Below are 26990 nucleotides of genomic sequence, written 5' to 3'. Positions count from 1 at the left end.
AATCGGAGCTGTGCGCGGCGCCCGCCCCCATGCACCACCCCTGTTGTGAGGAGTCCCCGTGGCCATCTCGGTCTTCGACCTGTTCTCGATCGGCATAGGCCCGTCGAGCTCCCACACGGTGGGCCCGATGCGTGCGGCGCGCATGTTCGCCCGCCGGCTGCGCAACGAGGAGCTGCTGGACTCCGTGGCCTCCGTCCGGGCGGAGCTGTACGGCTCCCTGGGCGCGACCGGTCACGGCCACGGCACCCCCAAGGCGGTGCTGCTCGGCCTGGAGGGCGCGTCGCCGCGAACCGTGGACGTGGAGGGCGCCGACGACCGTGTGGAGCAGATCAAGTCGTCGGGCCGCCTCTCGCTCCTCGGCACGCACGAGATCTCCTTCTCCTTCGACGACGACCTGGTCCTGCACCGCCGCAAGGCCTTGCCGTACCACGCGAACGGCATGACGGTCTTCGCGTACGACGCCTCCGGCACACTCGTCCTGGAGAAGACGTACTACTCGGTCGGCGGCGGCTTCGTGGTCGACGAGGACGCGGTGGGCGAGGACCGCATCAAGCTCGACGACACGGTGCTCAAGTACCCCTTCCGCACGGGCGACGAGCTGCTGCGGCTGACGAAGGAGACCGGCCTGTCGATCTCCGCCCTGATGCTGGAGAACGAGCGGGCCTGGCGCACCGAGGAGGAGATCCGCGAGGGTCTGCTCGCCATCTGGCGCGTGATGCAGGCGTGCGTCTCCCGGGGCATGGCCCGCGAGGGCATCCTGCCGGGCGGACTCAAGGTCCGCCGCCGCGCCGCCGTCTCGGCCCGCCAGCTGCGGGCGGAGGGCGACCCGCTGGCCCACGCGATGGAGTGGATCACGCTCTACGCCATGGCGGTGAACGAGGAGAACGCGGCGGGCGGCCGGGTGGTCACGGCCCCCACGAACGGCGCCGCGGGCATCATCCCGGCGGTCCTCCACTACTACATCAACTTCATCCCGGGCGCGGACGAGGACGGCGTCGTGCGCTTCCTGCTCGCCGCCGGCGCCATCGGGATGCTCTTCAAGGAGAACGCCTCCATCTCCGGCGCCGAGGTCGGCTGCCAGGGCGAGGTCGGCTCGGCCTGCTCGATGGCCGCGGGCGCCCTCGCCGAGGTCCTCGGCGGCAGCCCCGAACAGGTCGAGAACGCCGCCGAGATCGGCATGGAACACAACCTCGGCCTCACCTGCGACCCGGTCGGCGGCCTCGTCCAGATCCCCTGCATCGAACGCAACGGCATGGCAGCGGTCAAGGCGGTCACCGCCGCCCGCATGGCCATGCGTGGCGACGGCTCCCACAAGGTCTCCCTCGACAAGGTCATCAAGACCATGAAGGAGACGGGCGCGGACATGAGCGTCAAGTACAAGGAGACGGCGCGGGGCGGGCTCGCGGTGAACATCATCGAGTGCTAGGGAAACAGGCCCTGACCAGCGTGTTTGCATCTTTCAGTGCTGTCAGGGCCTTCCCTGCTTACGCGGCGGAAAGTCCCCAGAAACTCCCCGGGACAGACGTGAAAGTCTCCGAAAACTCCCCAGGGAACGTCGCTGTTTGCGGGTGGACGGGCCTACTCCAGGACCGACGTGGCGCTCTTGAGGCCGTCTCAGGGTGTTGAGTGCAGTCGGTGAACGTCAGATAGTGGGACCTACGCATTACGAGACCGTGAGCGTTCGTGCTGCGTGGTGTTTCGTCGTGCCGCGTAGTGACGTTGTGCCTGATCAGAGCACGTGCAACAGGTTGACGCGTGCCATCCGATGCTGCACCGTCCAAAGGCGTCCGACCACCGGCTGGCCACCACTGGTGACAAGAAGCAGGGGCACCAAGATTGTCGGCCTCCCACAGACCCTTCGTACGCGTGCCGGGTCTCCCGCGGATCGCTCCAGAGAAGTCCCCTTCCAGCGTGGCCGGTGCAGACCTCGCCGGATGGCTGTTCCCGAGACCGTCCCTCGGGTCCGTTCCTGAACAGCTAGAACGCCTAGCCATCGACCAACCAGTGGTGACAGGATCCGCTGCATGACCTATGGAATCGAGCCTTACCCCACCCGATGAGCGCCCAGGCAGGCGGTGGAGTCCCCGCCCCTTGGCCCTCCCTGTACGCATACGCGCTGCGCCTGTATCAGTCGAAGCCCGACGGTCGACTGCCTGACGGCGGCTACCCCTTGCCTGACCCGCCACAACTGCGTGCACGTCCAGGTTGGCGCGAGGGCCCAAGCAGGTGCGCGGGATGCTCTCGCGCCCCTGCTATCCAATCCGGACACGGTCCGTGCCGCCGATGAGATCCACCGCACCTCGCTCGCCTCGGTGAGCCGGAGGACGTGCCCTACCTCAAGGTGCTCGGCCTGCTGAGGGTTCTCGCCCGTCCCGTGGTCGGCGCGCTCACCGCCCTCGACTGCCCGACAGCAGCCCTGGTCTGGGCCACCGCCTGAAGCGGGCGCTGGGGCGGCTGCGTGCCGTGCAGCGGGTGGGCGTCCTGCTGGAGGGGCGCCGCCCGCGGCACGACCGACGACACGGCCCTGGTCATCGTGCGGCTGTGAGTCCTACCGCCGGTTGATGCCGGGCAGGTAGACGCCGTAGGAATCCAGCATGCTGAGGGTCCGTGCCCGCGTCCGCTCCTTCATGTACGGCCAGGCGGCCTCGACGAGGCCGTCGGCGTTCAGGAGCTGTTCGAGTACCTCGAAGTAAACAGCGCCTCCCACGTGTTCCGAGGAATGGTCCACAATCGGCTCCACAAAGTTCCAGCATCTCTGGAGGAGTTCCGTGTCGGGGTCGGGACTCTGCAACTGGGACATCAGCACCGGTTCCGTGAAGCACTCGGTCAGCAGTCCGTACAGGCCCACGATTGCGTCCTCGGTCAGTACTGCCTGCTCCGCCGGCAGACCGTACTTCTCGGCAATGAACTGCGCCGATTCAGGCACCGTGTGCAGCAGGAGGGCGGGAACGTCTTCGTCGGGGATTTCACTCATGTCTTTTCCGGTTCGGCATCTGGTGGTCATAGTGTGCGGTACAGCCGGAGGTCTGCCGCGCCGTGCGCGGCAGACCTCCGATTTCAGCGAACCTCAGGCGCAGTTACCGCTCGAAGGGTCGCAGACCGATGATCCTCCGCCCTGGCCGACGAACGGGTCGACCACGGAGTCGTGGGCCCCGACCGGGTCGACGATGTCCTTGAACATCTCCCAGGCGCCTCCGCCCGCGCCGTACTCCCTGACGTAGGAGGGAGCCTGGGCCGCCTGCAGGAGGCCGCCGGCGACGCCGAGGGTGCGGGAGAAGCCGCGCAGGCGGGTGGGCTGACCGACGGGCGCGGGCCCCTTGAATTTCGTGGGCGGCGTGAAGTCCTGACCCGTGAGGTCCTTGACGGCGGGCGTCTTCATCACGGCTTCGAAGTTCGTCTTGATGGCGGACTTCATGTTCGCGTTGCCGTTCATCGTCTTCTTGATGTTTCCCGTGACATCGCGCGAGTTCAGCGCGTCCCATAGTTCCTGCGCCTCGGCTTTGGCCACCGCCAGGTCCTTGTCGGACAGGAGGAATTTCTGCGTGTTCTTCCCCGTCTCCCTCGCCTTACGGTCGTTGTCCAGGACGTCCGAGAGGGCCTGCATCGTCGCCCAACCTTTTTCAACATGCAGTTGTTTCTTGCCCGCAAGTTTCTTCCCGGTGTTGAACTCGTAGATGATCGCAGTCGACATCTTTCCGTTGCCGAAGACTTCTTTCGCAACTGCCTTGGGATAGATCTGTTGGAGCGCCCCGCGCAGCTTGCCGTTGCTCACCGACGGAGCTACCGCCCGCCGCTGCATGAATCCCGGGTTCTTGTTGGGAACCCTGTTGAGGAGCTTTTCGACGGCCTTCTGCAGCGCCTTGAAGATGCCGAGGAATCCGAAGAACTTGCCGTCCGGGTCGGCGTACACCAGCGGGTTGTTGTTGCCGTAGGTGTAGCCGTGCATCTGCTGCGGGTCGGACAGGTTCATCACCGGGTCGACGGAGAGGAACCGGCCGGTTGCCGGGTCGTACTCGCGCGCACCGAGATGGGTGAGACCGGTGTCCTTGGTGTCGTCGATGCCGCCGACGAAGCCTCGCGTGCTCGGCCAGGCGGCCGGAGCGGTGCCTCGGGCGCCACCGAACGGGAGGACCCTGCGCTGGGTGAGCGCCAGGTCCGTCGCGGCGACGGCCAGCAGGCCGGTGCCGTGGTGGTCGGCGAGGGTGAAGGAGAAGGTGCCGTCGTCGGCGCGGATCGCCTGGTGGCCGCTGCCGAGGTCCATGTAACGGGTCGCCTTGGCCTTGGCCGCGCCCTTGTTCAGGGTGACGTCGGTGTGGCCGAGGTGCAGGGTGGTGCGGGCGCCGGTGCGGGATATCAGCCGGTTGCCGTTGGCGTCGTACAGGTACTCAGTGACGTTGTCCGGCTTGCCCTCGACGGGCTCGGTGACCTTGGCGAGGAGCCCCTCGGCGTCCCAGTCCAGGTGCTGGTTCCCTCGGTCGGTCGTGTTGCCCGTCAGGTCGTACTTGTAGTCGGTCTTGCTCGTCCCGGCCGGTCCCTCGGTGGTCACCGAGGTCAGCGTGTGGGCCTTCGGCGTCCCGGGGGCCGGGTACTCGTACGAGCGCTTGACGTCCTTGGCGGTGTCGCCTCCGGTGTGGTGCTGGGTGTCGGTCAGCCGGTTGCCGGCCTTGTCATAGGTGTACGACTGCCAGTACGGGGCCGGGCCGCCGAGCTTGGTGGCGGACGGGGCGGTGGCACAGGTCTGGTCGCCCTGCGTCCACGCCTCGGTCAGCCGGCGCAGGTAGTCGTAGGTGAAGCACTGGTTGTCGGTGCCGGTGCGGGAGACATCGTTCAGGGAGAGGACGTTGCCGGCCTCGTCGTAGCGGAAGGTGACGTTCTGGTCGACTCCGGTCTGTTCCTCACGGTCGACGCGGGTGGTCGCCAGGCGCTGGGTGCCGTACTCGTAGGTGTTGGTGACCTGCGTCTTCTTGCCGCCGCTGGTCAGCCCGAAGCTGTACACCAGCGGTTTGCCGGTCTGGCTGTAGGTGGCCGAGGAGGTCATGCCCTGGCCGAACACGGAGATCGGACGCAGGGTCTGGTCCTCGTAGGTGTAGCTGACCGAGCCGCCCGGCAGCGAGCCGGCCGCGGAGTAGCTGAGCGAGGCGACCAGGCCGGAGGGCTTGTAGGCGGTGCCGGACTGGTAGGTACCGGCCAGCGCGCCCTCGGCCGCCGGGATCACAGTCGCCGTCTTGGTGGCCCGGTACAGCTTGTCGTACGCGGTGACCGAGGTCGTGTACGCGGCGTCGCCCACGTAGCGGGTGGAGTCGGCGAGCTGGCCCTTGGCGCCGGCCACCGTGTCGTAGGTCCACTTGACCCGTAGCTTGCCCGTGGCGGAGCTCTCGCGCAGCTCGGTCTTGCGGCCCAGTCCGTCGTAGGCGTTGAACAGGGTGACGCCGCCCTGGTCGGTGCTGGAGATCACCTGGTTGCGGTCGTCGTACTTGGTGTCGGTGCGGCCCTTGTCGGGGTCGGTGATGGAGAGCTGGTTGCCGCGCTGGTCGTAGGTGTGGCTCCAGCTGTTGCCGGCCGGGTCGGTGACCTTCAGCAGTTCGCCCGACGGGGTGTGGTCGTAGGTAGTCGTGTCGTACGCCGACTCGGGCGCCCGCGCATGGTGCTGGCGCAGTTCGGTGACGTTGCCGCGGGCGTCGGCGAGGGTGGTGACGGTGGTGGCGCCCACCGGCGGGATCACCGTGGTGCGGTCGCCGTTGTAGATCGTCTTCGTGGTGCTGAGGACGGTGCCGCCGTCGGCGTTGCCCGCGATCTGCTTCTCCTCGACCGAGCGGCCCAGACCGTCGTAGGTGGTGCGGGTCTGGGTCTCCACGGCGAGTGCGTCGGCGGGCTTGAAGAGCTCGGTGACGGGGCTGCCGGTGCTGTAGTACGGGGCGAAGGTCTTGGCGCTCAGACCCCGTTCGTCGTAGAAGATGTCCGATATGATCCGCCCGCCGTCCGGGCCCGGGGCCTGAGACTGCCGCTCCCGCAGGAAGCCGTCGTAGAGCTTGTACGACGTGATCTGGCCGCCCTCGTTGTTGAGCAGCTTGGTGGCGACGGCCACCGGCTTGCCCTCGGTGACCGTGTAGGCGTACTCGTACGTCGGCACGCCGCTGGTGGCGCGGTCGGCGAGCCAGACCTTGGTCGAGCGCCCCAGCGCGTCGTAGGCGTAATTGGTGACGTTGCCATTGGTGTCGGTCTGCTTCACGAGCAGTCCGCGCAGCGGGTCGAGGTCCTTGACGGTGGTCTGGACGGTGGCCGGGACCGCCGGGTCGGCGGGCGGGGTGGTGGTCTTCGTCTGAGTGGGCAGTCCGGTGGTCGGGACGAAGGCCGTCGTGGTGGTGCGGCCGTCGGTGCGCGCGGTGCGCACGGGGACGGCATCGCCGGTGACGGTCATGTCGGCCGTCAGGTCGGTGACCGTCAGCTCGCGTCCGTAGTCGTCGTAGGTGGCGCCTGCCTCCAGGTAGGTCGCCTTGGTTCCGTTGTGGCTCTTGAGCGGTGCGGTGGCCGTGGCGTCGCCCTTGGTCGGCTCCGCGCCGTAGGCGCCGCCGTCGTAGGCGGTGCGGATGTCGTCGATGACGTCCTTGCTCCGGTCGACCGCGGCGTCACAGGCCTTGGCGACGGTCTCGACCCGCGAGGGCAGCAGCAGGATGTTCTTGTCGGCGTTGGTGGCGTACGTGGTGCGGACGCACTGGTCGTCGGCCGCCGTGGCGGTGTCGCCGCGGTCGTCGACCTGGGTGACCCGGCCGGCGACGGTGTCGTGCGTGACGGAGCTGGAGGTGGTGCGCCACTTGACGCCTGCGCCGTCGTCCAGGGAGGTCCAGGTCTGGCTGTCGGAGACGCCGGTGAAGTCGGCGGTGACAACGCCCCAGTCGCGGGTCTTCTTGGCCGTCTCGTGGTGCCAGGGCCGGTTGACGGTCTTGCCGATCACCTTGCCACCGGGCCGGTCGAAGGCGACGGACTTGTACTCCAGGCCCGCGGCCGACGCGTGGTCGGTGATCGGGTCGCCCTCACCGGAGTCGAGGGAGACCGTCACGGACTTGGCGCCGCCCGTGGTGTTCTTGCGGTCGCCGTCCATACCGCGCAGGAAGTAGTGGTCCTCCTGCGACTTCATGGCGGCGGCGCCGCCCTGCCCGCCGTTCTTTACCCGGACGTGGCCGTAGCCGCGCCACTGTGACCAGGTCTTGTACTTCTCCTTGGTGAGGCCGTCGTCGTCGTCGAAGTGCCAGGCGGCGCCGTCGAGGTACTCGTAGGCGGTCACCTGGTCCGGGGCGCCGCCGGTGCGGTCGGTCGCGTAGACGGAGGTGACGACGTACTTGTTGAACCACTCGATGTCGGGGGCGTCGGTGCTGTCGCCGCCGATGTACTGCGGGAAGCAGCGCGTGGTGTTGGTCTGCGGGGTCGGCAGGGCGTCCGCGCCACAGGCGGGCGCCGAATAGTTGGCGTCGATCTGGCCGCCCGACTCGTCGGCCACGGTGGACAGCCGCGCCTTGATGAAGGGGGCGTAACCGTCGCCTGTCTTGTCAAGCCGGTTGGCGAGCTGGGTGTAGGCGAAGGTGGTCTTCGGCAGGGTGATCGGCGTGGTGTCGGTGTGGCCTGTGTGCTGCACGCTGTCGAGGAGCAGCTGGTAGTCGGTGTCGGCCATGCCCCAGCGGTGACCGAGCTTCCAGGAGTCGACCTTGCCGTAGGTGCCGTCGGACTTCAGGAGCTGGGTGGTGACCCCGGCCAGCCGCTTGCGCGTCCAGAAGGAGGGCGAGAGGCGGCCGTCGTCGCACTTGGCGTCGGCCTTGCAGTTGAGGTCCCACGGCGTGTCGTACCAGTAGGACGACTTGGCGTCGATGGTGTCCACGGCGCAGGTGACGCCGTCCTGCGGCAGGCACCGCTCGGCGTTGTCGAAGACGACCTGGGCCGACGGCTTGTCCGCGAACATCCGGGAGGAGCGCAGACCGTAGTCGATGCGCTCCGGGTAGCCGCCGCGGGTGTACGGGGTGTCGTCGTCGGCCTTGAGGTTGCGGCCGTAGGAGTTGGTCTCCTTGACGTAGTGGTAGCCCATCGCGTTGCCGTGGGTGTCCACGACGTAGTCGAGGTTCCACCGCCAGGCCTGCTGGCACCAGGACGCCGCGAACGTCGAGGCGTGGCACGGCTCGTCCGTGTTGTTGCCGTAGACCGGGACGGTCCAGGTGGAGTCGGTGGTCTCCTTGCCGCTCGTCCAGCCGGGCAGCCGGTGGTAGCCGAAGTAGTAGGCGGTGCCGTCGGGGGTGGTCAGCCGCCAGTACTCGCCGTCGTCGTCCCCGTTGCCGCGGGCGGTGTCGGCCAGCCGGACGATGCGGGTGCCGTCGTCCTGCTTGAGCCTGAACTCGTCCTTGCCGACGGGGACGAGCTCGCCGCCCTTGCCGTTGAAGGAGATGTACGCGTTGTCGTAGGACCAGCACAGGTCGCCCGGCTTGTTGCCGTCGGCGTTCTTCTCGCCGTCCTCGGCGCAGGGCTTGTAGCGGCGCTCGATGAAGCCGGGCGACAGGTCGAAGCCGTCACCCACCCAGGAGCCCTGGTTGTTGGTGCCGCCGGTACGGCCGTCGATGGACCCCGAGGAGTAGTCCAGGCCCACCTCCGGCGTGAGATCGCCGGGCACGTCGGGCACCGGCATGTCGTACGACCAGGTGAAGTCGCCGGTGTTGAGGTTGGTGGTCCACGTCGCCGACGGCGAGAGGGAGGTGGCCTTGTAGTCACCCTTCTCGCCGCCGGTCTCGGCGGCCGCGGCCAGGACGGTCAGCCCGCCGGCGCTCAGGCTCACCGCGTCGGCGGTCAGCGTCTGCCGGTCGGTGTCGTTGCGGGCGGCGACAGGCGTGCTCTTGCGGCACGTCTCCTTGGCGGGGGTGGTGAGGGCGCAGGCGGGCAGTTCGACGAGGCGCAGGCGGGAGGCGTAACCGCCGCCGTAGGCTTGGGCGAAGTCCGCGTAGTCGACTGTGACGGCGACTTTGCCGACGTCGACCGCCTTGGCCGCGGTCGCGTTCTTCGCGTCGTCTTTCGCTTCGAGGGTGATCAACAGCCCGTCGATCCCGGCGCGTTCGGCCTGGTCACGGCCTCGGATGTGGGCCTGGACGGCTCCCTCGGCCGCATCCTTGGCCTTTTTCACGGGGGCGATGCTCAGGGGCAGTTCACCGGCTTGCCGGGCACCGCGGTCCGACAGCTCCACCATGGCTGTGCCGGCCTTGGGCCACGTGCTCTTGGGCGCCTTGCCCGGCGTCTTCGGACCTTTGGTGAGGGTACGGGGCTTGACCTTGACGCCGTTCGCGCCGGAGACCGTTTTGTCGGCCTTGGGTACACCGGGCAGAGGGTGGCCGCTGGCGGCCGAGGCGGGGCCGGCTGCGGCTTGGACCAGTCCCCCGACCATGAGGGCCGACACGATCAGGGATACCGGCCTGTGCAGGGCTGTTAAAGAGAAACGGGAGGGGTTGGGTCTCATGTGTATGCCGTCCATCGCTGCGTGGCGCCGGTCCCGCGTACGGCGGGGCGGCGGCGCCACTGTTGAAAGGGCAGAGTGGGCTGGGGAGAACGGGCGGTGCGCGCGGGTGGTACCGGCGCACCGCCCGCGGCGGGCGTCAGCTGCCGGCCGGGACCTGGGTGGGCACGTCGAACCAGGAGCTGGCGAGTTCGCCGACCTGGCTGTCGTTGAGCGCTCCCTGGAAGAACCAGACGTCGTCGATCACGCCGGGGAAGTACTCGGCACCTGTCGTACCGACCTTCGTCCGCCCGACCTGGAGCGACTTGCCGGCCTTGGTGGTGAGCACGTTCTCGCCCCAGGCGATCAGGTCCTCGCAGGAGGCGTCGTCCGCCGTGCCGTCACCGTCGGCGTCCTCGCACGGGACCTCCTGGAGCACGCCGTTGACGTACAGGCGCGCCTGCTTGGCGAAGCCGTCATAAACCATGGCCAGGTGGTTCCAGCCGGTCACGCCGCTGAACTCCGTGTTGGCCAGGCGTGCCGTCGTGGCGTCCGTGCCGTCCTTGTTCGGCAGCGCGATCTCCCAGCTGCCCAGCCCCTCGGGATCCTGCGCGTCCGAGACGAAGCGCACCGCGAAGGGACTCTGACTGGTCCCTTCCGCGCTGACCACCGCCGCGTTCTGCGTGGGGATCGAGGCGGCCTGGGCCCAGGCGGTGACGGTGAAGCTGGCGCTCGTGTCGACGGGGACCGCCGGGGCGCTCGCGTAGCCGGCCTTGCCATCGAGCTCAAGGCCGCCGTCCATGAACCCGGCGCCGATCTTCGCGCCACCCTGCAGGGTCAGGGCCGCCGCGCTGTCGGCGTCGTCCGGCGAGGCGGAGCCCGTGACTCCGTCCAGCTTCCAGCGGGCGTTGAGCAACGCGCGCTGCTTGAACAGCTGTTGCACCTCGCCGGCGGACACCGGCCGGTCGAAGAGCCGCACGTCGTCGATCTGGCCAGGGAAGAACGCGGTGGGAGTACGCTCGAACGCGCCGGCTCCGATCTGCACCGCACCTCCGGCGTACCAGGTCGGAAGCAGGGCCACGGTTCCGGCCAGGGTGCCGTTGACGTACAGCGAGAGCGTGTCGGCCTCGGTGTCCTGCACGGCCACCAGATGTGTCCACTCTCCGCCGTACGCGGTGGTGTCCTCCGGCTGCATGGCCCTCACCACCGTGGAGTCGGCTGTGTCGGCGCTGTGCTGGGCGAACACCCAGCGGTCGTAGGAGTTGGAGTAGTACAGCGCCGGTCCCGTCACCGTGGCGCCGATCTGCGTGAAGACGGTCGCGGCGTGCGTCGGTTTGGCCTTGGACAGTTTCACCCAGGCCGAGACGGCGAAGCTGTACGAGGTGTTGATGTGCGGGCCGCCAGTGGCGGCATAGTCGTCGGTCCCGTCCAGGGCCAGTGCGTTGCCGTCCACTCCCGCCGAGCCGGTGACGGCGCCGCCCTTGAGGACCGCGGGGTTCACATCGGCCCGGCCGCTCAGAGCGGTCGCGTCGGCGGCGTCGTCCATGTGGAAGACCGCGCGGGCCGGACGGCCGCCGATCGAGTTCGAGCTGTACAGGCTCGCCACGTCGGCCGCCGACAGCGGCTTCTCGAAGGTCTTCACCTCGTCGATGGCGCCGGGGAAGGGCGCCGTCGGTGTGCCGCTGAGGAAGCTGCCGCCGATCACCATACCGCGCCGCGCGTTCCAGGCCGTGGAGTAGGCCGTGGACCCGGCCAGCGCACCGTTGACGTACAGCTTCAGCAGCTGCTCGCCGGCGGAGTAGATGCCGACCAGATGCGTCCACTCCCCGGCCTTGACTCCGCCCGCGGCGGCCTGCATGGCCCGGACGGGGGTGGCACTGGTGCTGTCGGAGCTGTACTGGTTGAACACCCAGCGGTCATACCCCTTGGAGTAGTACAGCTCGAACCCCGGTGCGTTGTTCCCGCGTTGGGAGGCCACGACCGCCGCTCCGGACGGCATGGCGGACAGCTTCACCCAGGCCGACACCGAGAAGCTGACGTCTGTGTTGATGGTCGCGATGTCGGTGGCGGCGTAGTCATCGACGCCGTCGAACTGCACCGCCTTGCCGAACTTGCCCTCCACGTTCGGTGTCGGGCCGCCATGCAGGGGCGCGGTCTGCTCGGGCGCGCTGCCCGCCACCTGAGTGGCGCCGGCCGCCTCGTCCATGGACCAGTCGGCACGTTCGAGCTGCCCCGACTTGACCCGGAACTGGTAGGTGCGGATCTCGGAGCCGTTACCGGCCGCGTCGAACGCCCTGGCGGTGACGAAGTTGAGGCCGGGCTTGGCCGGCAGCATCTTCGCGATCTTCGCCGCGCCCGCGGACGTGGTGATCGTGTTCTTGGACGAGGGGTCGCCGTTGATGCCGAACCAGTACTTCGTCACGTCGGTGTCGGCGGCCTTGAGCTCGAACGAGCCGTACTGGCCTACCCCGTCGAACCACGGATCGTCCGGGTTCTCCGGGTCCGAGGCCGGATACTCGGCGGACGTGACCGCGGGGGCCTTCGGGACCTTCGTGTCGTAGGTGAAGTAACAGCCCGTCGGATCGCCCGCGCTGGACCACAGCGAGTACTGCGCGCCGTCGTAGCTGCGCGCGTACCAGTTGATCTGCTTGTTCTCGGGCAGGGAGGAGGGCAGGGTGAGCGAGAAGCTCGAGCCGGACTTCTTGTACCCGGTCCGGGCGGGCTTCCAGCGCGCGATCGTCCCCTTGCCGTCACCGGTGTCCCAGGCCGCCTCGACCTGGACGCCTATGGTGTCGCCGTCCGGGTCCGTGACGCCGTTGAGGTAGATCTTGCCGAGGGTGCGCACGCGCGGCGCGTCGGCAGGCTTCTTACAGGTGCCGCCGTACTCCATGGTGAGCTGCGACATCTTGATCTGCGACGGCGGGCGGTTGTACTTCACCCGCAGATACGCCTTGTCGGAGAACCGCTTCCACCCGTAGGCATCGGTTTCGCTGGCGGCCTGCATGCCGAACGTCATCGTCGACGACTTGGCGTTGGCCGCCGACTGCACGGCCGCCTTCACGTCGAACTCGGCGTCCTTGGCCGAGCAGCCCTCGTAGCCGTAGGCGAAGGACTCCGACTTCAGCTGGTCGATCCAGAAGCCGCTCGCCGTCTGGGAGTTCCAGGTCGTCGAGGAGGAGATGTCCTTCGTCCGCCACAGCTCCACGCTCCGTGCGTCGCAGGACGCAGACCACACGTTCCGTACGACGAACTCTGCCTGGAGGATGGTCTTGCCCGCGAACTTCGACACCGGGATGCGGTAGAAGAGCCGCTTCGTGTCGTTCGGCTGGCAGTAGTACCAGTTGCAGTAGCCCAGGCCGGCGTTGTTCTCGCCGTTGAACTTCCACTGCGGCGACGACGCCCAGTACTTCGACGCCATCGTCCACGCGGAGGCACGCGGGGAGTACCACTGCGGGTCGATGAACACCGGGTAGACGGTGTCCTTGCCCTTCAGCACGTTCGTGTCCGGGGTCAGGACCACCTCCTTGCCGTCGGAGGGGACGTCCACCCCGACCGGCGCCAGCTTCGCCGACTCCCCGGCCGCGGGCTCGTCGCCCAAGGCGGCGGCCCGGGGACCGGCGCTTGAGGTCGCCACCTGGCCGTCCTCGGCCGCTGCGGCCGGCAGTGACTTCGCCGACGCTGTCTGCTTCGGTGCTGCGGTCGCCTTGGACGCCACAGTCGTACTGGAGTCCCACATCACGGGCGTGGGCGCTTCGAACACCGCGCTCCCGGCGCCCTGGTCGACCGCCTCCAGGCCACCCTCGGACGTCTCACGGACGTCCATGCCGTCGGCGGAGAGCTTCAGCCGCAGCTGAGTCAGCTCCTCGCTCGCCGCAGCCTCGGCGGACTTGACGACGAGCATCTGTGTGAAGCCGTCCTCCTGGGCTCCCATCCGCAGGTCAACGTCCGGAAGCACGTCCCGGTAGGTTGCCGTGGCGCCGTCGAGGACCGGAGCGGGCAGCTTGCCCGGCCAGGACAGGGCCAGTTCACGCCCCGCCTTCTCCATCCGCACCAGGGGCGCGTCCCCACCCCCGGAGAACTCCAGCCCGACGGTGGTCGCGCCCGGGGCCACCGTCCCCTCCGAGGTCTTCGCCAGGTCGGTGTCCACCGGCTTCCACTCGCTCCCGACCCGGGCCCGCACGGGGCGCAGATACTCACGCGCCTCCAGGTTCCCGTCGGACGTCGCATAGACGTCGCTGCTCTCCGCCCGGAGCGATCGAACCTCGACGCTCTTGCCGGACCGTTTCGCCTCGGCCAGAGCATCTTCCGTGGTCGTCCCCGCCCCAGGGTCGGTTCCCTGCTCGGCCGCCGATCCCGCCCGTAACGGAGCCGTTGGGGTGCCGGCGACCGCTGCTGTCGCCGGCATCACCCCCACTGCCGTCACCAGCGTCAGCGCCAAGGTCAGTGTCCGGCCATGTCTTCGCGTCAGCACGCGCCCCCGCATTCACACTCCACAACAACGATTCGGTGAGAAAATACTGAGAAAGATGGTCAAGAACGGAGACTAAGTAAGAACAAGGTGAAGATTCATTGAAATTAATGCGACATATCAGACGAAATGCCCTTGATGAGTGTGACACTGAACACGGTTTGGAAAAATCTGTGGAAATTCGGTGAAAAGACGGCCTGACTGGATTGGCAGCCGTCTCCGCCGATCCGCTGGGGTGAGGAATGGCCCCTTCACCGCCGCTCGGGCGTGCTCGCCGTCCTGCCGGACGACTCCTGCCTGACCCGGCTCGGCGACCTGAAGGTCCGCGCCATCGACGCCCAGATCACAATGACAACCAGTGGCGGCACACAACCGAGTGAGCACTGTTCTCGTCCAGACGCTTCGTAGGAACCCGACAGCATCTCGGCCCGCTCCCCAGCCACCGCCAGCGCACGCCCGCTGCACAAATGGCCACCACTCGGCGACCGGAGACCCCTGAATGCTGCCCCGCGAAGAGGCCAAGGACAGCCCAGAGGCCACAGAAAAGGAAAAACCCCAGGTCACGGTGAGTGAGTCCTGGGGTTTCTCGGAGCCGCTTTCGGGATTCGAACCCGAGACCTACGCATTACGAGACCGTGAGCGATCGTGTTGCCGAGTGACGTGTCGTGCCGCCGGATGACGTTGCGCCTGATCAGAGCACATGCGACAGGTTGGGTCGTGCCACCCCGTGACGCGCCGTCCAAAGACGTCCGGACACCGGGCGGCCACCAAACCGGGTTCCGCAGGGACAGGAGGACGATTCGCCAGGGCTTGTCACTCCCCCACAAGCACCCCCGCAGGCCGCGCGCCATCATGTCGGTGCCCCCGACCGACGACGCCTGCTCCAACAGGTCAGGTCAGTGCCTCGGCGCGCGCCCCACCATCTCCCGTGGTGGTGACGGACGCGGTTCCAGCCCGCGCCGGGGGCGTCGTCGGGCACTGCTACCAGCATCGAGTCCGCTTCGTCGCGCACGTACTCGACCTGAGCCGTGGTCAGGCGTCGGCAGTTCCACAGCAGCCGCGCCATTTCGGCCGCCAGCGGATCGTCGGGCTCCGACGTCTCGCGGAGTTCAACCGCGGTGATAGCGGCGAGGTCACCACCCGGGATGCCGAGAGTGGTCGCGAAGCCTGCCACCCGGTCCGCAGTCAGTGCTAGGCGGCCCCTGCCGATACCGCTGACCGTGGAGGCGGCCAGGTACACGCGGCCTTCCGTCAGAAGGGCCAGGATCTTGGCTGCGGCAGTCGGGGAGTGCAGATTCCGGTTGAGGCACAGCAGGTTGGCGAGTATCGCGCCGGAGCCCACCTCGCGCTGGTCATAAACCAACGGTGGAGGGAAGGACGGTCGCTCGCCGTCATCCAGCGACAGCTAATCGATGAGCTGGTGGACGTAGGCTCTCTGGTCCGTCGGCAGTGCCAGCATGATCTGGACAAGGCCCGCGATCGCCGCCCCGGCGGCCGGTTCCCGGGGTGTGAGGGCTGTTGGCACCGGGACGTCAGCGATCACATGGAGGTCGGCGACGTGGAAACCGAGCGCGGGGGCGAGAGCGCCGAGCTTCGAAGCCAGCGGCGGCGTTCCCGACACCACCGCGCGGAGTTCGGTCTCCGGAATACCGGCGGCGGAGGCCAGCCACGCCACATCCGTCCGACGGTGATTCATGAGCCGGGTCAGAAGCACGCCGAAGCCTGGATGACTCGCCACGGTTCCAGCTTACGTTTCACGCCGAAAAGGGACCGACGGAGCTTTTCTCACGACGCGAGCGCGAGGCTCGCCTACTTCACCATCCTGTCGGTCCATGACGCTTCGCCCGCTTCTGAATCCGCCCCTTCAGCTTGTGATCGAAATACGCGCAGCGGTCTCGGTCGTTGTCCACCACGTCGAGGACGAGCCGCGCAAGCAGCGCCCGACCGGTCGCGTATTCCTGGTAGAGCGTCCAAAGACCTTCCCGGGCAGCGATCTGACAGTCGATCTCGATCTCGGGTGCGCCGGCCTCGACCTCGGTCCAGTGTGATTCCCCGCCCACACAGGCGCCGAGGTCATCCAGGAGCCTGACCCGTACATCCTCCCAGAGGGGCTCGTTCAGGGCCGCCACGATCATCGAGGAGACAGGAACCGCTACCTCGAAGAGGAGCGACTGAATGTGGACGTGGCCCTCCAGGGATGCCTCCGCCAACCCCTGCGGCGTCGTCGCATCGACCAAGGCCGCGAAGGTCTCGGGTATATGCGCGCCAGTCATGCCGCAGCCACACCGCAGGGAAGCCCAGCCGACCCGCTCGGCCTGGATCAGCGACGGCCTGATGCCCATGTGTGCACTCCCCATGTCCTGGTGTCCGGGTAGCCCCGACTGCGCGGGGAGAAAGTGTACGAGTTGGTACCGCTAACTGTTGTCCCAAGGACCGGGGTGGTAGTACCACGGCCCTGGCTCGACATCGTCCGGCGTCAGAAAGGCCTGGCACTTGTCGCAGATCGGCATCTCGTCCCAGATCTCCTCCTCCCTGTCCCAATACAGCGCTCGCGTCAGCACGACACGGTTGACGTCACCGCCCGGAGCATTGATGACGTTGCCTTCCGCGCAGTATCCGCAACCCGAGGAGGCAGCGGCTATCTCGCCTGTTTCGGCGTTGTAGCCCGCTGCCCAGGTCTTCCTCGCCATGGCCGTGCTGACAGTTTCTCCATCCCGGTTCGGAAACAGCGAATGCTCTCCGCGCTCCGTGACGTGGTGCCCGATCATGTGCGGTGCGCAGAAGGTGGTTCCGTCGGTACCGATGAAATGAGCTTCCCCGTTACCCGGTGTACGCACATCCGCTTCCGATACCCGGCCCCAAGACCAGGCAGGCCCGGTTCGACTGCGCCGTGGCCCGCGTCAGTTGGAATCCTCCGGATCCACGGACTCCTCCAGCATGAACTGGTCCACGATGGCATCCATGGCGGCCTCGTCCAGCGTCGGTACTGTCCACCCCGAGGCGGCCATGTGTCGCAGAAACTCGTCCGGCAACTCTGTCCGATACCTGACGAAGTAATAAACAAGAGTGCTCGGCCAGATCCACACCCCGTCTGTGTGGATCATGTATTGACTGATCCGCTTACTGTCAGGATCGAGTAGATCATCATCCCAGGACCCCGTCACGACTAGAGGGCTTCCGGATTTGAGGTAGCGCACGACAGCACCTTCGTCGGAAACCGCTACCGGCCTTTTCATCGCCTGAAGGACGTCGTCGGCCTCTTCATAGAATCCCACTCGCTTCAGCATCGAGCACTCCCTTCTCATCCACCGCTCGCGCCGGAGCCACCCGGCTGGAATGTCAACCATCTGCCGCCGAAATACACCCTTCGCCGAAGCAGCGCCCCCGGTCTGCCGACGCTCATTCTCCCGTTGTCGAACACCCACAGGTAACCATTGGGTGCCATGACCTCGACGCCCATCTTGATGTGGGACTCGGGTACGTCACGTCGACCGCGCCCACGGCCGCCAGGCCGGCTTCCTTCGTGCGGGCCGCCGCCGACGCCCCGGTGGCTCCCTCGGACGCTTCCTCCGCCGCCGGCCCCGGCCCGGGCGCCCAGGTCGGCCAGGTCCCGATGACCACCGCCGACGACGCGATCACCCTGGCCCCGGACACCTCGCTGCTCGACGGCCCCGACACGCGCTACCCCGTCTACATCGACCCCTTCGAGAACCCGGTCACCAGTAAGTCCGGTGCCTACGACGAGGTGTACTCCAGCTCGGCCTGCTCCGACGCCCCGCAGTACAACAAGCCCCAGACCAACGGCGAGGGCGTCGGCTACCAGCGCTGGGGCGGGGCCTGCGGGGTCGGCCTCGAGCGGTCGTACTACGCGCTCAACACCAGCGGTCTCGACCCGTCGATGACCGTCATCAAGGCAGAGGTGAAGGTCAGCACCACCTACGCGGCCAGCCTCGACTGCTCCCACGACCAGCCGATCACCCTGCACACCACCGGCGGCATCAACGAGAACACCGACTGGCGGCACCAGCCGGACACTCTCGACGACAACGGCTACCCAGCGGTGAAAACCACCGTCCCCAGCGGGCACAACGACAACTGCTCCAACAGCACCGCGAGCTTCCGGGTCGACGACCAGATCCAGAAGATCGCCGACGGCAACAAGTCCACCTGGACCATCGGCCTCTTCGGCAACGAGTCGAAAACCAGCTCCAACGACGACTACCTGCGCATGTCGCAGACCCTCTCCCTGATCACGAACTTCGACATCGCGCCCGACGTCCCCACCAAGCTGCGCACCACGCCCAAGCCGCTGGGCGCGGACGGCGACTGCGTCACTGGCGCCGACGCGATCGGCTGGATCGGCGCGACGACCTACAGCGACGCGGGCAGCAACGTCCAGCTCCACTCCACGGTCACCACCCACATCAAGGGCGAGCACGCCGAGGCGCACTACCACGTCTGGGACCGCACCGACCTGGACGCCGACGGCAACGCCGTGGACAAGGGCACCCCGGACAGCGGCATGGTCGCCTCGGGCCAGGACGCCGACGCGCCGATCGGATTCACCCTCAAGGACGGCCACGAGTACGGCTGGGACGTCTACGCCCAGGACAACTCCGCCATCAAGCTGAAGTCGGCGATCAGCGACCACTGCTGGTTCGACACCGACTTCACCCCGCCGCAGACACCCGCTATCGCCGACAACCCGCACTTCCCGCCGGTGGGCAGCGGCTCCGGCGACACCTACGCGGGCACCGGCGTCACCGCCGACTTCGCCGTCTCCGCCGCCGACAACACCCCGGCCGACACCTGCGACCCGGCCGGCTGCAAGGCCAGCGGCATCGACCACTTCCTGTGGCAGCTCGACGACCAGCCCACCACCGCCACCGGCCACACCGCCAAAGTGACCGCCACCAGCGGCACCACCTCCACCGGCACGGTCACCGTCCCGGTCACCAACTGGGGCGTACACACCCTGTACGTCGTCGCCGTCGACCGGGCCGGCAACCTGTCCCAGAACCCGGTCGGCTACACCTTCACCGCACCCTGGGACCCGAAGACGAAGATCGCCCCCGGGGACGTCACCGGCGACGGCAGCCCCGACCTGCTGGCCACCACCAGCACCGGCGACCTCGAACTGATCCCCGGCAACAGCGACCCCGCCCAGGCACCCGCCCCCGCCCAGGACGGCCCCGTCACCGGCACCCCGCCCGCCGTCACCGGACCGGTGATCGTCTCCACCGCGAAGGGCGCGCCCACCGGGGACTGGCGGGACTACCTCATCGCCCACCGCGGCAACCTGCACGGCGACACCCACGACGACCTGCTCGCGTACAACAAGAAGACCCAGCAGATGTACGTCGTGGAGAACGACCTCGACCCGAAGGACGACGCCTCCTTCCCGCACACCCCCTACTCCGCCTACCCCGGCTTCATCGGTCGCCGCTACAACGTGGTGACCAAAGACCCCTGCGAAGCCACCGACGTCGTCCCCACGAGCCGCTGCGCCGACGCAGGCTACGATCCGTCGACGCCCTGGGACATCTCCCAACTGATCGTCGACGGAGACGTGTACGGCAACCCCGACCACCCCGCCGTGCTCACGGTCGAAGGCAACAGGCTCTGGGCGTACCAGACGTACGGCATCAACCACCTCGGCCACCCGCTGCTGCTCGGCGACGGCGACTGGTCGGGCCTGACCCTGATCGCCCCCGGCCGGGTTGGCGGCACCTTCTCCGTCGACGACAACGGCAACGGCAAGGTCACCGGCGGCACCCCCACCCTCTGGGCCCGCGACGACACCACGGGCACCGTCTACACCTTCCCGATCGACGTCGACGGCTCCACCCTGCTGCCCAAGCTGCTGCACGCTCCCGTCCGCACACCGTTCGTCTCGGCCGTGAAGACATCCTCCGGCGGGACGCTCTGCCTGGACGACGCGGGCTCCCACACCGCCGACCACACCAAGATCCAGATCTACACCTGCAACGGAAGCCCGGCCCAGCAGTGGGTTCTGCACAATGACGGCTCCCTGCGCGTCCTCGGCAAGTGCCTCGACGTGACCGACGGCAGCACGGACAACGGCACGCTGCTTCAGCTCTACAAGTGCAACGGCAGCGGCTCCCAGAAGTGGACCACGGGTGCCTCCGGCAGCCTGGTCAACCCGCAGTCCGACAAGTGCCTGGACGACCCGGGCTCCGCCACGACGAACGGCACCCAGGTCCGCCTCTACACCTGCAACAACACCGCCGCCCAGAACTGGACGAGCAGCGCCACCGCGGGCTGGAACGCCCACCCCGCCACGGCCCTGTCCGTGGTCCTGCCCAAGCGCGACTACCCGACGGTCGCCTCCCCCGGCGACATCAACAGCGCCACCGGCGGCCCCGACGGCAAGCCGGACCTGTACGCCACCGATACCTCCGGCCAGCTCACCGAGTACCCGGGCGCCACTCCGTCCGGCACCACGGCCTCCTTCGCCGACCCGGTATCCCTGGGCACCGTCACCGACACGGCCACCCACCGCTGGAACCTGAACGACAGCACTGGCACCACCGCTTCCGACCCCACCGGCAACACGCCGGCCGCCCTGACCGGCGGAGCCTCCTGGATCACGGACACCGATCGCGGCACGGCCCTGAACCTGAACGGAACCACCGCGTACGCCGCCACGACCGGCCCCGGCGTGGACACCAGCGGCAGTTTCACCGTCTCGGCGTGGGTCAAGCTGAACTCCCTGTCCGGCACCAACTCCAGCTTCGTGTCCCAGTCGGACGACCCTGTCGTCGGCGCGGCCAACGGCTTCCAGCTCTACTACTCCTCCGGGAGCGGGGTCTGGGCCTTCGGCCGCCACAACGACGACACCACCAGCACCGCCTTCACCGCTGCCTACGGCGCCAAGGCCATGGCGGGCAAATGGACCCACCTCGTCGGTGTCTACGACGCCGACGCAGACCAGCTGCTCCTCTACGTGAACGGCCACCTGTCCGCCACCAAGACCTACACCGGCACGGCCTGGAACGCCGCCGGCCCCGTCCAGCTCGGCCGCCGCCTCTTCCAGGGCGCGTACGGCGAGTACGCGAACGGCCGCCTCAGCGACGTCCGCCTCTACCCGACGGCACTTCCACCAGCAGACGCGACAGCACCCGGCGACACCGTGGTCGTCATACAAATGGGGTAAGCCATGAACAGCAGCCCGGAAACCGAAGTGGTGCCCCGCCGAGCAACCACCCTCGACGCCCGCCCCGACGCCGATGTCTGGCTCCGTTCCCTCGCCGCCGCGTTGCCGACCGTCGTCAGCCCGCGGTCCAAACGGACAACACCGGCAAAACCTTCACGGCCACCTACGGCGGAACCCCGACCATCGGCCAATGGGCCCACCTGGTCGGCGTCTACGACGCCTCCACGAACCAAATAACCCTCTACGTCAACGGACGCCAAGTCGACACCAAAGCGTTCGGCGGTACCCCGCGGAACGCCACTGGCCCCGTCCAGATCGGCCGCCGCGTCGCACTGGGCGCCTACGGCGAATACGCCACAGCGAGATCAGCGACATCCACCTCTACAACACCGCACTACCCCCGCCGACGCAGCCGCGACCGGTGACAACCCGACCACCAGCCAAGTCGACTGATTGATGACGCGCGTTCAGGTGCTCGACCGAGGCACCCCGGTCGAGCGCCTGTCGATCTCGCGGGGCAACGGCAGCACAACCACACATCTGCACGCCGAAAGCACACCATTACAGTTCTCGATCACCTGCCCCACCCAAGCGCGCCAGCCGAAGCTCCATTCGAACCTTGCGCTCTCACGGGCAGTCGACCGATTCCCTGGGGGACAATCTTGAGACGCAGTACCTTCCTGGCGGCAGCCACAGCAACCGCGCTGTCCGCCTCCCTGTTCACCGGCCTCTCCTCAGCCCAGGCGGACACCGACACCGTCGGCCCCGTCCTGTCCGGTGCCGACGGCTGGTACAGCCAGCCCGGCATGCTCTTCGTGACGGCACACTCCGACAGCCCGATCAGGCGGATCACGGCCCACCTCTATCCGCTGGACGCGCCGGACGGGACACCGGAAGCCGGATCGACCGAGGACTTCATCCAGTACTCCGGGCAGGACGCACGTTCCGGAACTTGGCGGGCCCCCGTCCACCTGGCCCAGCTCGGCGACTACCGAGTTACCGTCGACCTGCAGGACGTCTCCGGCGCCACCGTCACCGGTGCCCTCTCCCCGTACACCCTGGAGTACCGGACCATCGTCACGATCCCCGACCTGACCGCCACCCCGAGCGCGCCGGACTACCTCCACCAGAAGGTCTCCGTCAGCGGCACCGTCGTCGCCAGGGACCCCCGCCAGCCCGACGCCCCCGCTCCCACCGCCGGCATGACCGTCGCCGTGAACACCGGACGCAGCCAGATGACCGCTGCCACCGGCGCGGACGGCCGCTTCACCGCCGCCTTCACACCCACCGCGCCGTCCGTCCAGTTGTCCGCCGCGCCTCAGGCCTCCGGCAACTATCCGGGGGCGATCGACCTGGTGACGACCCCGCAAGACCTGCACACCACACAAGCACCGGTCCGCTTCTCGGCCAGCACACACGCCCTGAACCTTAAGCAGGGCGCCACCGGAACCGTCACCGGCCACGCCGAGATCCAGACCACCTCCGGCTGGCAGCCGCTGCCGCACACCATCATCACCCTCGACGGTCTCGACGCCCGAGGTGAGTCCTCATTCGAGGTCGGCCGGACCACGACCGACAGCCAAGGCTCCTACACGCTGCACGTCTCCTCGGACAGCCCTGCGCCAAGCGCCGAACTCGTCGTCGGCACCGACTACATGCCCTTCCAGCAGGCCGCCACCCAACCCTTCAGCCTGCATGTCGCGTACACCACTCACCTCGGCATGAACGCGTTCCTCAATGACGACGCGTCCTTGCCCGTCTCCGGGTACGTCTACTACGAGGACCCGCGCGCGAAGTGGCCCGCCAAACCCACCCTCACCCTGCAGTACTCCAAAGACGGCAAGAGCGGCTGGAAGGACGCCACCACCATCCCCGTCCCGGTCCACTACAACAAGCCGCTCTTCGATGAGACGTTCGCGCGCACCCTCACCACCCGGAACACGGACGCCTACTGGCGAGCCCGCTTCAACGGCAACCCCGACCTGGCCACCAGCACCACCAAGCCCGTCCACCTCTACCGCTACGCCACCCGCATCACCGGCTTCCGCGCCAATCCCGACCCGGTCCGCAAGTCACAACCGATCAGTTTCGGCGGCACACTCCAGTACAAGAAGGGCACCACCTGGAAGCCGCTCAACAGCGGCTCGCCCACCCTCTACTTCAAACCCCGCGGCTCCAGCACCTACCGCTATGTCTGCGAACTGGGCAGCGACAAACACGGCCACCTCATCGGCATGGTGACCGCCGAAAGGGACGGCACCTGGGCCATCGCCCTCAGCCGCGAGACCGGAGACCACTACCTCAGAAGCGCCCGGGTCACCGACTACGTCGACGTCCGATGACTTGCGATCACCGATCCGACAAGACCGGCTCGCAGGAGGCGGTTCGACGCAAGGCCCCCAGTGGCCGGGGGATCGCCCCGGCCACCGACCCCAGATGATCAGTCGCCCACCCCTGCGAAACACCGGAGCACTGAACCTGAAGAGCTGATCTCACTCCGAAACAGGCCCTTGCCTCCCACATGCACCGCCCGACCTCGGCCATGGTCCGTGAGCCCGGCCGGCGTTCTCGGCCTCCAGCGGCGTCGGCGGGCACCTCCGTCCAGCGCCCCCTCAGCCGGTTCGCCCCGGCCCCGCCCGCGCCCAGTTCCGCAACGTCTCCGGTTTGACTCCCAGATCGGCGGCAGCCCACCTGATCGTCGCCCCGGGACGCGACTGGTACAGCGCGATGACGTCCGCCTTGAACTCCGGCGGACAGTGCTTCATGACCACGAGATGTCCGATCTCAGACCCTCAAGATCCATGTCTCAAGTGTCCAACGTTCAGGAGCAAGTCCCATGTCCCGCAGCGAGGGGAACGTGGACAGGTCCCACTTCCCGTCGCTCGCGACGACCTCGCCGTACTGGCATCAGAGGGGAGCTTGCCCGCCATCGGTTGACCGGTCGTCACCCAGGCAGCGCAAAGCATCGAGTTCCAGTGCACCGCCAACTGGTCGTCCAGGCTTGGAGCATCGCAACCGTGCTCGAGTAGGTCCAGGTGCCACCAGCCACCCAGGCTGTGACGCTGAAGGTGACCTTGGCAGCGCCCAGTGTCACCGTCGCCGGACTGGCCGAGTTGACCTGGTCGAACACCAGCCCTCCAGGTGCAGACCGGTGCCGCCCTGATCCGCATCGACGGCTTCTTCTGCACGCGGTCGCTTGTGGACCGATGGCGTCCCGCCGAGTGGTGTAGCCGATCAAGCTGACGGAATCCGCAGGTCGCGGCCCGAATCGCCCTCGCCGGAGGCCCTGTTGAAGCTCGCCGGGCCGGGACCAGCGGTGATCGCACGACGGCTGGCTGCGGCACGCACCGGACGGCTCCAAAGCGGAAGCGACGGACCGTGATCGGCTACACCACGACCGGGGACACGACCTGTGGACCGAGCCCAGCAAGACAGCAACCTGTCAGGGCCCGGCCACCGCCCGAACGGGGACGTAGGTTGACCGGGCGATTGTCGGGATGCCACAACCATTGTTCCCCTGTGAACCACCGATTTCACGGTTGACCGGGAGCCGGTCTACACCTCGGCCACCACACGGCCACCACGCCAATCCGAACAGCCCGAAGAAGAGCGACCCCAAGGGACGAAAGGCCAGATCACAGCCCTACATAGGCAGAGCCGCCACGGACTGCAAACCTCAGACCTACGCATTGCGATACACAGAGCGCACGTGCCCGATTGGCCCGAATTCAAAGGTCACTCAAAGCAAGAAACCCCAGGTCAAAAGCCTGACCTGGGGTTCACCATGGAGCCGCCTTCGGGATTCGAACCCGAGACCTCCGCATTACGAGTGCGCCGGTTCGTCGGCTCGGGCGAATGCTTCCCGGACGTCAACACCGTTCGTGATTCCTCCCTGCACAACGGCCGTCGAGCGCCGCCGGATACCTTGTGGGTAAGCGTCCGCAAGAAGTCCCCGAAAAATCCCCGGTGCCACGCGAGCCGCGTTTGCCGCGCCAAAAAAACAGGTCAGAGTGTTGATCAAAAGCGGCCGACATGAGCGTGAAGTACAAGGAGACGGCGCGGGGCGGGCTCGCGGTGAACATCATCGAGTGCTGATAGCCGGCCGCGGCTTCCCGTGGCGGCGGTAGCGGAGGTTCCGTGTCCGGGCCGGTGTTCGAGGGTGTGGTGGGGGAAGTGGGGGCATTTGACAAGTAGTCGCTCCCCGCACGTATCAGGCAGGACGGTACGTGTACATCCCCCCACGCACGGAGGAGTCGCCCATGCTGCGCGGCATCGACGTAAGCGCCTACCAGTCGTCCGCTTTCTCCACCGACGGTCTCTCCTTCGTCTTCGTCAAGGCGACGGAGGGCCATACGTACGTCAATCCGAAACTCACGGCACAGGTGAAGACGGCCCGGGACGCCGGGTGCGTGGTCGGGTTCTACCACTTCCTGTGGCCCGGCGACATCACCGCCCAGGCGGAGTACTTCGTCGGCAAGGCCCCCGAGAAGGCCGGGGACCTGCTCGCCGTCGACTGGGAGGCCACCGGTGACGGCACGCACGCGAGCAACGCCGAGAAGGACCGTTTCATCCGGATGGTGAAGCAGCTTCGGCCGCACCACCGGGTCCTCCTCTACACCAACCGCAACTACTGGCTCACCGTCGACACCACCTCGTACGCCGGAGACGGGCTGTGGATCGCCGACTACGTGACCGCGGGCAAGCCCCGCATCGAGGCCTCGTGGCGGTTCCACCAGTTCACCGACGAGCCCCTGGACAGGGACGTCGCGAACTTCGGCAGCAAGGCAGCGCTGAAGGAGTGGGCGACGGGGGGCTGACGGGCCGGCCGCCGCCCCCGGTGGAACGGACGGAAACCTCGTGGCCGCCGGGCTCATGACGCCGGTATCGTCCGGGCTCCCCCGTACCTCCCCCTTCGAAAGCGGTGCTCATGTCCAGCCAGCCGGCGACCACGGCTCTGTGGCGCCCCACCGGTCCCGAGGAGCTGGCCCTGGTCCGGCAGTCGGGGTGGCGCGCCTGGCCGCCCCGGCTGCCCGAGCAGCCGATCTTCTATCCGGTGCTCAACGAGGACTACGCGATCAGGATCGCGCGGGACTGGAACGTGAAGCACAGCGGTGCCGGCCATGTCACCCGCTTCGAGGTCGACTCGGAGTTCCTGAGCCGGTACCCCGTCCAGCAGGTCGGCGGGCGGACCATCCTCGAGTTGTGGGTGCCGGCCGAGGAACTCGACGAGTTCAACGCCCACATCGTCGGAGAGATCCGGCTGACCCATGAGTTCTCCTGACGCGTACGCTCTGACCTGCGGCTCGGTGGGAGCTGCCGGAGAGAGGGGAGCTCTCGCGGATGGGCGCGGCGGTCACGGCGGTCAGCAGTAACGGGACGTATTCCTTCGCCAAGCCGAACCGGGAGAGCATCATGCTGCTCGCCGGGCTCGGGGTGGAGGGTGATGTGCACGCGGGAACCACCGTGAAGCACCGGTTCCGGATGGCGAAGGACCCGTCGCAGGTGAACCTGCGGCAGGTGCACCTCATGCACGAGGAGCTGTTCGACGAGCTGCGCGAGAGGGGCTTCGCCGTCGCTCCCGGGGAGCTCGGGGAGAACGTCACCACCCGGGGTGTCGATCTGCTGGGGCTGCCGGTGGGCACGCTGCTGCGTCTCGGGAGCGAGGCCGTCGTGGAGATCACCGGTCTGCGCAATCCCTGCGCGCAGATCGACGACTTCCGGAAGGGGCTGCTCAAGCAGGTCGTCGGGAGGGACGAGGACGGCGGCGTCGTCTACAAGTCCGGGGTCATGAGCGTCGTACGGGAAGGCGGTGTGGTGCGGCCCGGAGACCCCGTCGAGGTCGAGTTGCCGGCCGGGCCACACCTTCCGCTGCGGATCGTCTGACG

General features: G+C 67.7%; 16 protein-coding genes. 7 read left to right on the top strand and 9 right to left on the bottom strand.

Annotated elements, in window-relative coordinates; all coding sequences use genetic code 11:
• Window positions 1-58: 58 nt before the first annotated feature.
• Window positions 59-1426, top strand: coding sequence for an L-serine ammonia-lyase (locus ACZ69M_RS27740; protein WP_470053978.1), 1368 nt, complete (start codon window positions 59-61; stop codon window positions 1424-1426).
• Between the two features lie 1122 nt (window positions 1427-2548).
• Here ACZ69M_RS27740 and ACZ69M_RS27735 read toward each other — a convergent pair.
• From ACZ69M_RS27735 to ACZ69M_RS27700, 8 genes are all read right to left on the bottom strand, one after another.
• Window positions 2549-2974, bottom strand: a complete 426-nt coding sequence (locus ACZ69M_RS27735) for a hypothetical protein (RefSeq protein ID WP_470053976.1) — start codon at window positions 2972-2974, stop codon at window positions 2549-2551.
• Window positions 2975-3067: 93 nt separating this feature from the next.
• Complete coding sequence (locus tag ACZ69M_RS27730; protein ID WP_470053974.1) at window positions 3068-9484, bottom strand: RHS repeat-associated core domain-containing protein; 6417 nt, start codon at window positions 9482-9484, stop codon at window positions 3068-3070.
• Window positions 9485-9620: 136 nt separating this feature from the next.
• On the bottom strand, window positions 9621-13865 hold the full coding sequence (locus ACZ69M_RS27725; protein ID WP_470053973.1) for a LamG-like jellyroll fold domain-containing protein: 4245 nt from the start codon (window positions 13863-13865) through the stop codon (window positions 9621-9623).
• A 913-nt stretch (window positions 13866-14778) separates the two neighbouring features.
• The gene (locus ACZ69M_RS27720) at window positions 14779-15291 is read right to left on the bottom strand and encodes a hypothetical protein (protein ID WP_470053971.1); all 513 of its coding nucleotides are present in this window, start codon (window positions 15289-15291) and stop codon (window positions 14779-14781) included.
• Between the two features lie 42 nt (window positions 15292-15333).
• The gene (locus ACZ69M_RS27715) at window positions 15334-15666 is read right to left on the bottom strand and encodes a hypothetical protein (protein WP_470053969.1); all 333 of its coding nucleotides are present in this window, start codon (window positions 15664-15666) and stop codon (window positions 15334-15336) included.
• 76 nt (window positions 15667-15742) lie between these two features.
• Entirely contained in the window at window positions 15743-16270 is a 528-nt protein-coding gene (locus ACZ69M_RS27710) for a hypothetical protein (RefSeq protein WP_470053967.1), read from the bottom strand.
• 72 nt (window positions 16271-16342) lie between these two features.
• Window positions 16343-16696, bottom strand: coding sequence for a hypothetical protein (locus ACZ69M_RS27705; RefSeq protein WP_470053965.1), 354 nt, complete (start codon window positions 16694-16696; stop codon window positions 16343-16345).
• Between the two features lie 132 nt (window positions 16697-16828).
• Window positions 16829-17215: a hypothetical protein gene (locus ACZ69M_RS27700; protein ID WP_470053963.1), complete on the bottom strand. Its 387-nt coding sequence runs from the start codon at window positions 17213-17215 to the stop codon at window positions 16829-16831.
• 179 nt (window positions 17216-17394) lie between these two features.
• Between ACZ69M_RS27700 and ACZ69M_RS27695 the strand changes: the two genes are divergently transcribed.
• The 3 genes from ACZ69M_RS27695 to ACZ69M_RS27685 all read left to right on the top strand — a co-directional run bounded on the left by ACZ69M_RS27695 (window position 17395) and on the right by ACZ69M_RS27685 (window position 23447).
• Entirely contained in the window at window positions 17395-21105 is a 3711-nt protein-coding gene (locus tag ACZ69M_RS27695) for a LamG-like jellyroll fold domain-containing protein (RefSeq protein ID WP_470053961.1), read from the top strand.
• Window positions 21106-21182: 77 nt separating this feature from the next.
• Complete coding sequence (locus tag ACZ69M_RS27690) at window positions 21183-21530, top strand: LamG-like jellyroll fold domain-containing protein (RefSeq protein WP_470054398.1); 348 nt, start codon at window positions 21183-21185, stop codon at window positions 21528-21530.
• A 237-nt stretch (window positions 21531-21767) separates the two neighbouring features.
• Window positions 21768-23447 (top strand): hypothetical protein, encoded by a 1680-nt coding sequence (locus tag ACZ69M_RS27685; protein WP_470053959.1) that lies wholly within the window; start codon window positions 21768-21770, stop codon window positions 23445-23447.
• A 270-nt stretch (window positions 23448-23717) separates the two neighbouring features.
• On the opposite strand, the gene ACZ69M_RS27680 is transcribed toward ACZ69M_RS27685, so the two are convergent.
• A complete protein-coding gene (locus ACZ69M_RS27680) occupies window positions 23718-23870 on the bottom strand; it encodes a transposase (protein WP_470053958.1) in 153 nt (50 codons plus the stop codon).
• 1494 nt (window positions 23871-25364) lie between these two features.
• Between ACZ69M_RS27680 and ACZ69M_RS27675 the strand changes: the two genes are divergently transcribed.
• From ACZ69M_RS27675 to ACZ69M_RS27665, 3 genes are all read left to right on the top strand, one after another.
• Window positions 25365-25922 carry a glycoside hydrolase family 25 protein gene (locus ACZ69M_RS27675; RefSeq protein ID WP_470054397.1) on the top strand — a complete coding sequence of 186 codons (558 nt, stop codon included), beginning with the start codon at window positions 25365-25367 and terminating at the stop codon, window positions 25920-25922.
• Between the two features lie 110 nt (window positions 25923-26032).
• The gene (locus ACZ69M_RS27670) at window positions 26033-26386 is read left to right on the top strand and encodes a hypothetical protein (RefSeq protein WP_470053956.1); all 354 of its coding nucleotides are present in this window, start codon (window positions 26033-26035) and stop codon (window positions 26384-26386) included.
• A gap of 59 nt (window positions 26387-26445) precedes the next feature.
• The gene (locus ACZ69M_RS27665; RefSeq protein WP_470053954.1) at window positions 26446-26988 is read left to right on the top strand and encodes an MOSC domain-containing protein; all 543 of its coding nucleotides are present in this window, start codon (window positions 26446-26448) and stop codon (window positions 26986-26988) included.
• Window positions 26989-26990: the final 2 nt, after the last annotated feature.

The organism is Streptomyces sp. NPDC107454, assembly GCF_055582885.1.
This window is presented reverse-complemented; position numbering and strand designations above follow the sequence as displayed.

Excerpts from the sequence above, each read along its gene's own strand:
- ACZ69M_RS27735 (WP_470053976.1), bottom strand. The coding sequence starts at position 2,974 with ATGAGTGAAATCCCCGACGAAGACGTTCCCGCCCTCCTGCTGCACACG.
- ACZ69M_RS27730 (WP_470053974.1), bottom strand. The coding sequence starts at position 9,484 with ATGAGACCCAACCCCTCCCGTTTCTCTTTAACAGCCCTGCACAGGCCG.
- ACZ69M_RS27725 (WP_470053973.1), bottom strand. The coding sequence starts at position 13,865 with ATGCCGGCGACAGCAGCGGTCGCCGGCACCCCAACGGCTCCGTTACGG.
- ACZ69M_RS27710 (WP_470053967.1), bottom strand. The coding sequence starts at position 16,270 with ATGGGCATCAGGCCGTCGCTGATCCAGGCCGAGCGGGTCGGCTGGGCT.
- ACZ69M_RS27705 (WP_470053965.1), bottom strand. The coding sequence starts at position 16,696 with ATGATCGGGCACCACGTCACGGAGCGCGGAGAGCATTCGCTGTTTCCG.
- ACZ69M_RS27700 (WP_470053963.1), bottom strand. The coding sequence starts at position 17,215 with ATGCTGAAGCGAGTGGGATTCTATGAAGAGGCCGACGACGTCCTTCAG.
- ACZ69M_RS27680 (WP_470053958.1), bottom strand. The coding sequence starts at position 23,870 with ATGAAGCACTGTCCGCCGGAGTTCAAGGCGGACGTCATCGCGCTGTAC.
- ACZ69M_RS27675 (WP_470054397.1), top strand. The coding sequence starts at position 25,365 with ATGCTGCGCGGCATCGACGTAAGCGCCTACCAGTCGTCCGCTTTCTCC.
- ACZ69M_RS27670 (WP_470053956.1), top strand. The coding sequence starts at position 26,033 with ATGTCCAGCCAGCCGGCGACCACGGCTCTGTGGCGCCCCACCGGTCCC.
- ACZ69M_RS27665 (WP_470053954.1), top strand. The coding sequence starts at position 26,446 with ATGGGCGCGGCGGTCACGGCGGTCAGCAGTAACGGGACGTATTCCTTC.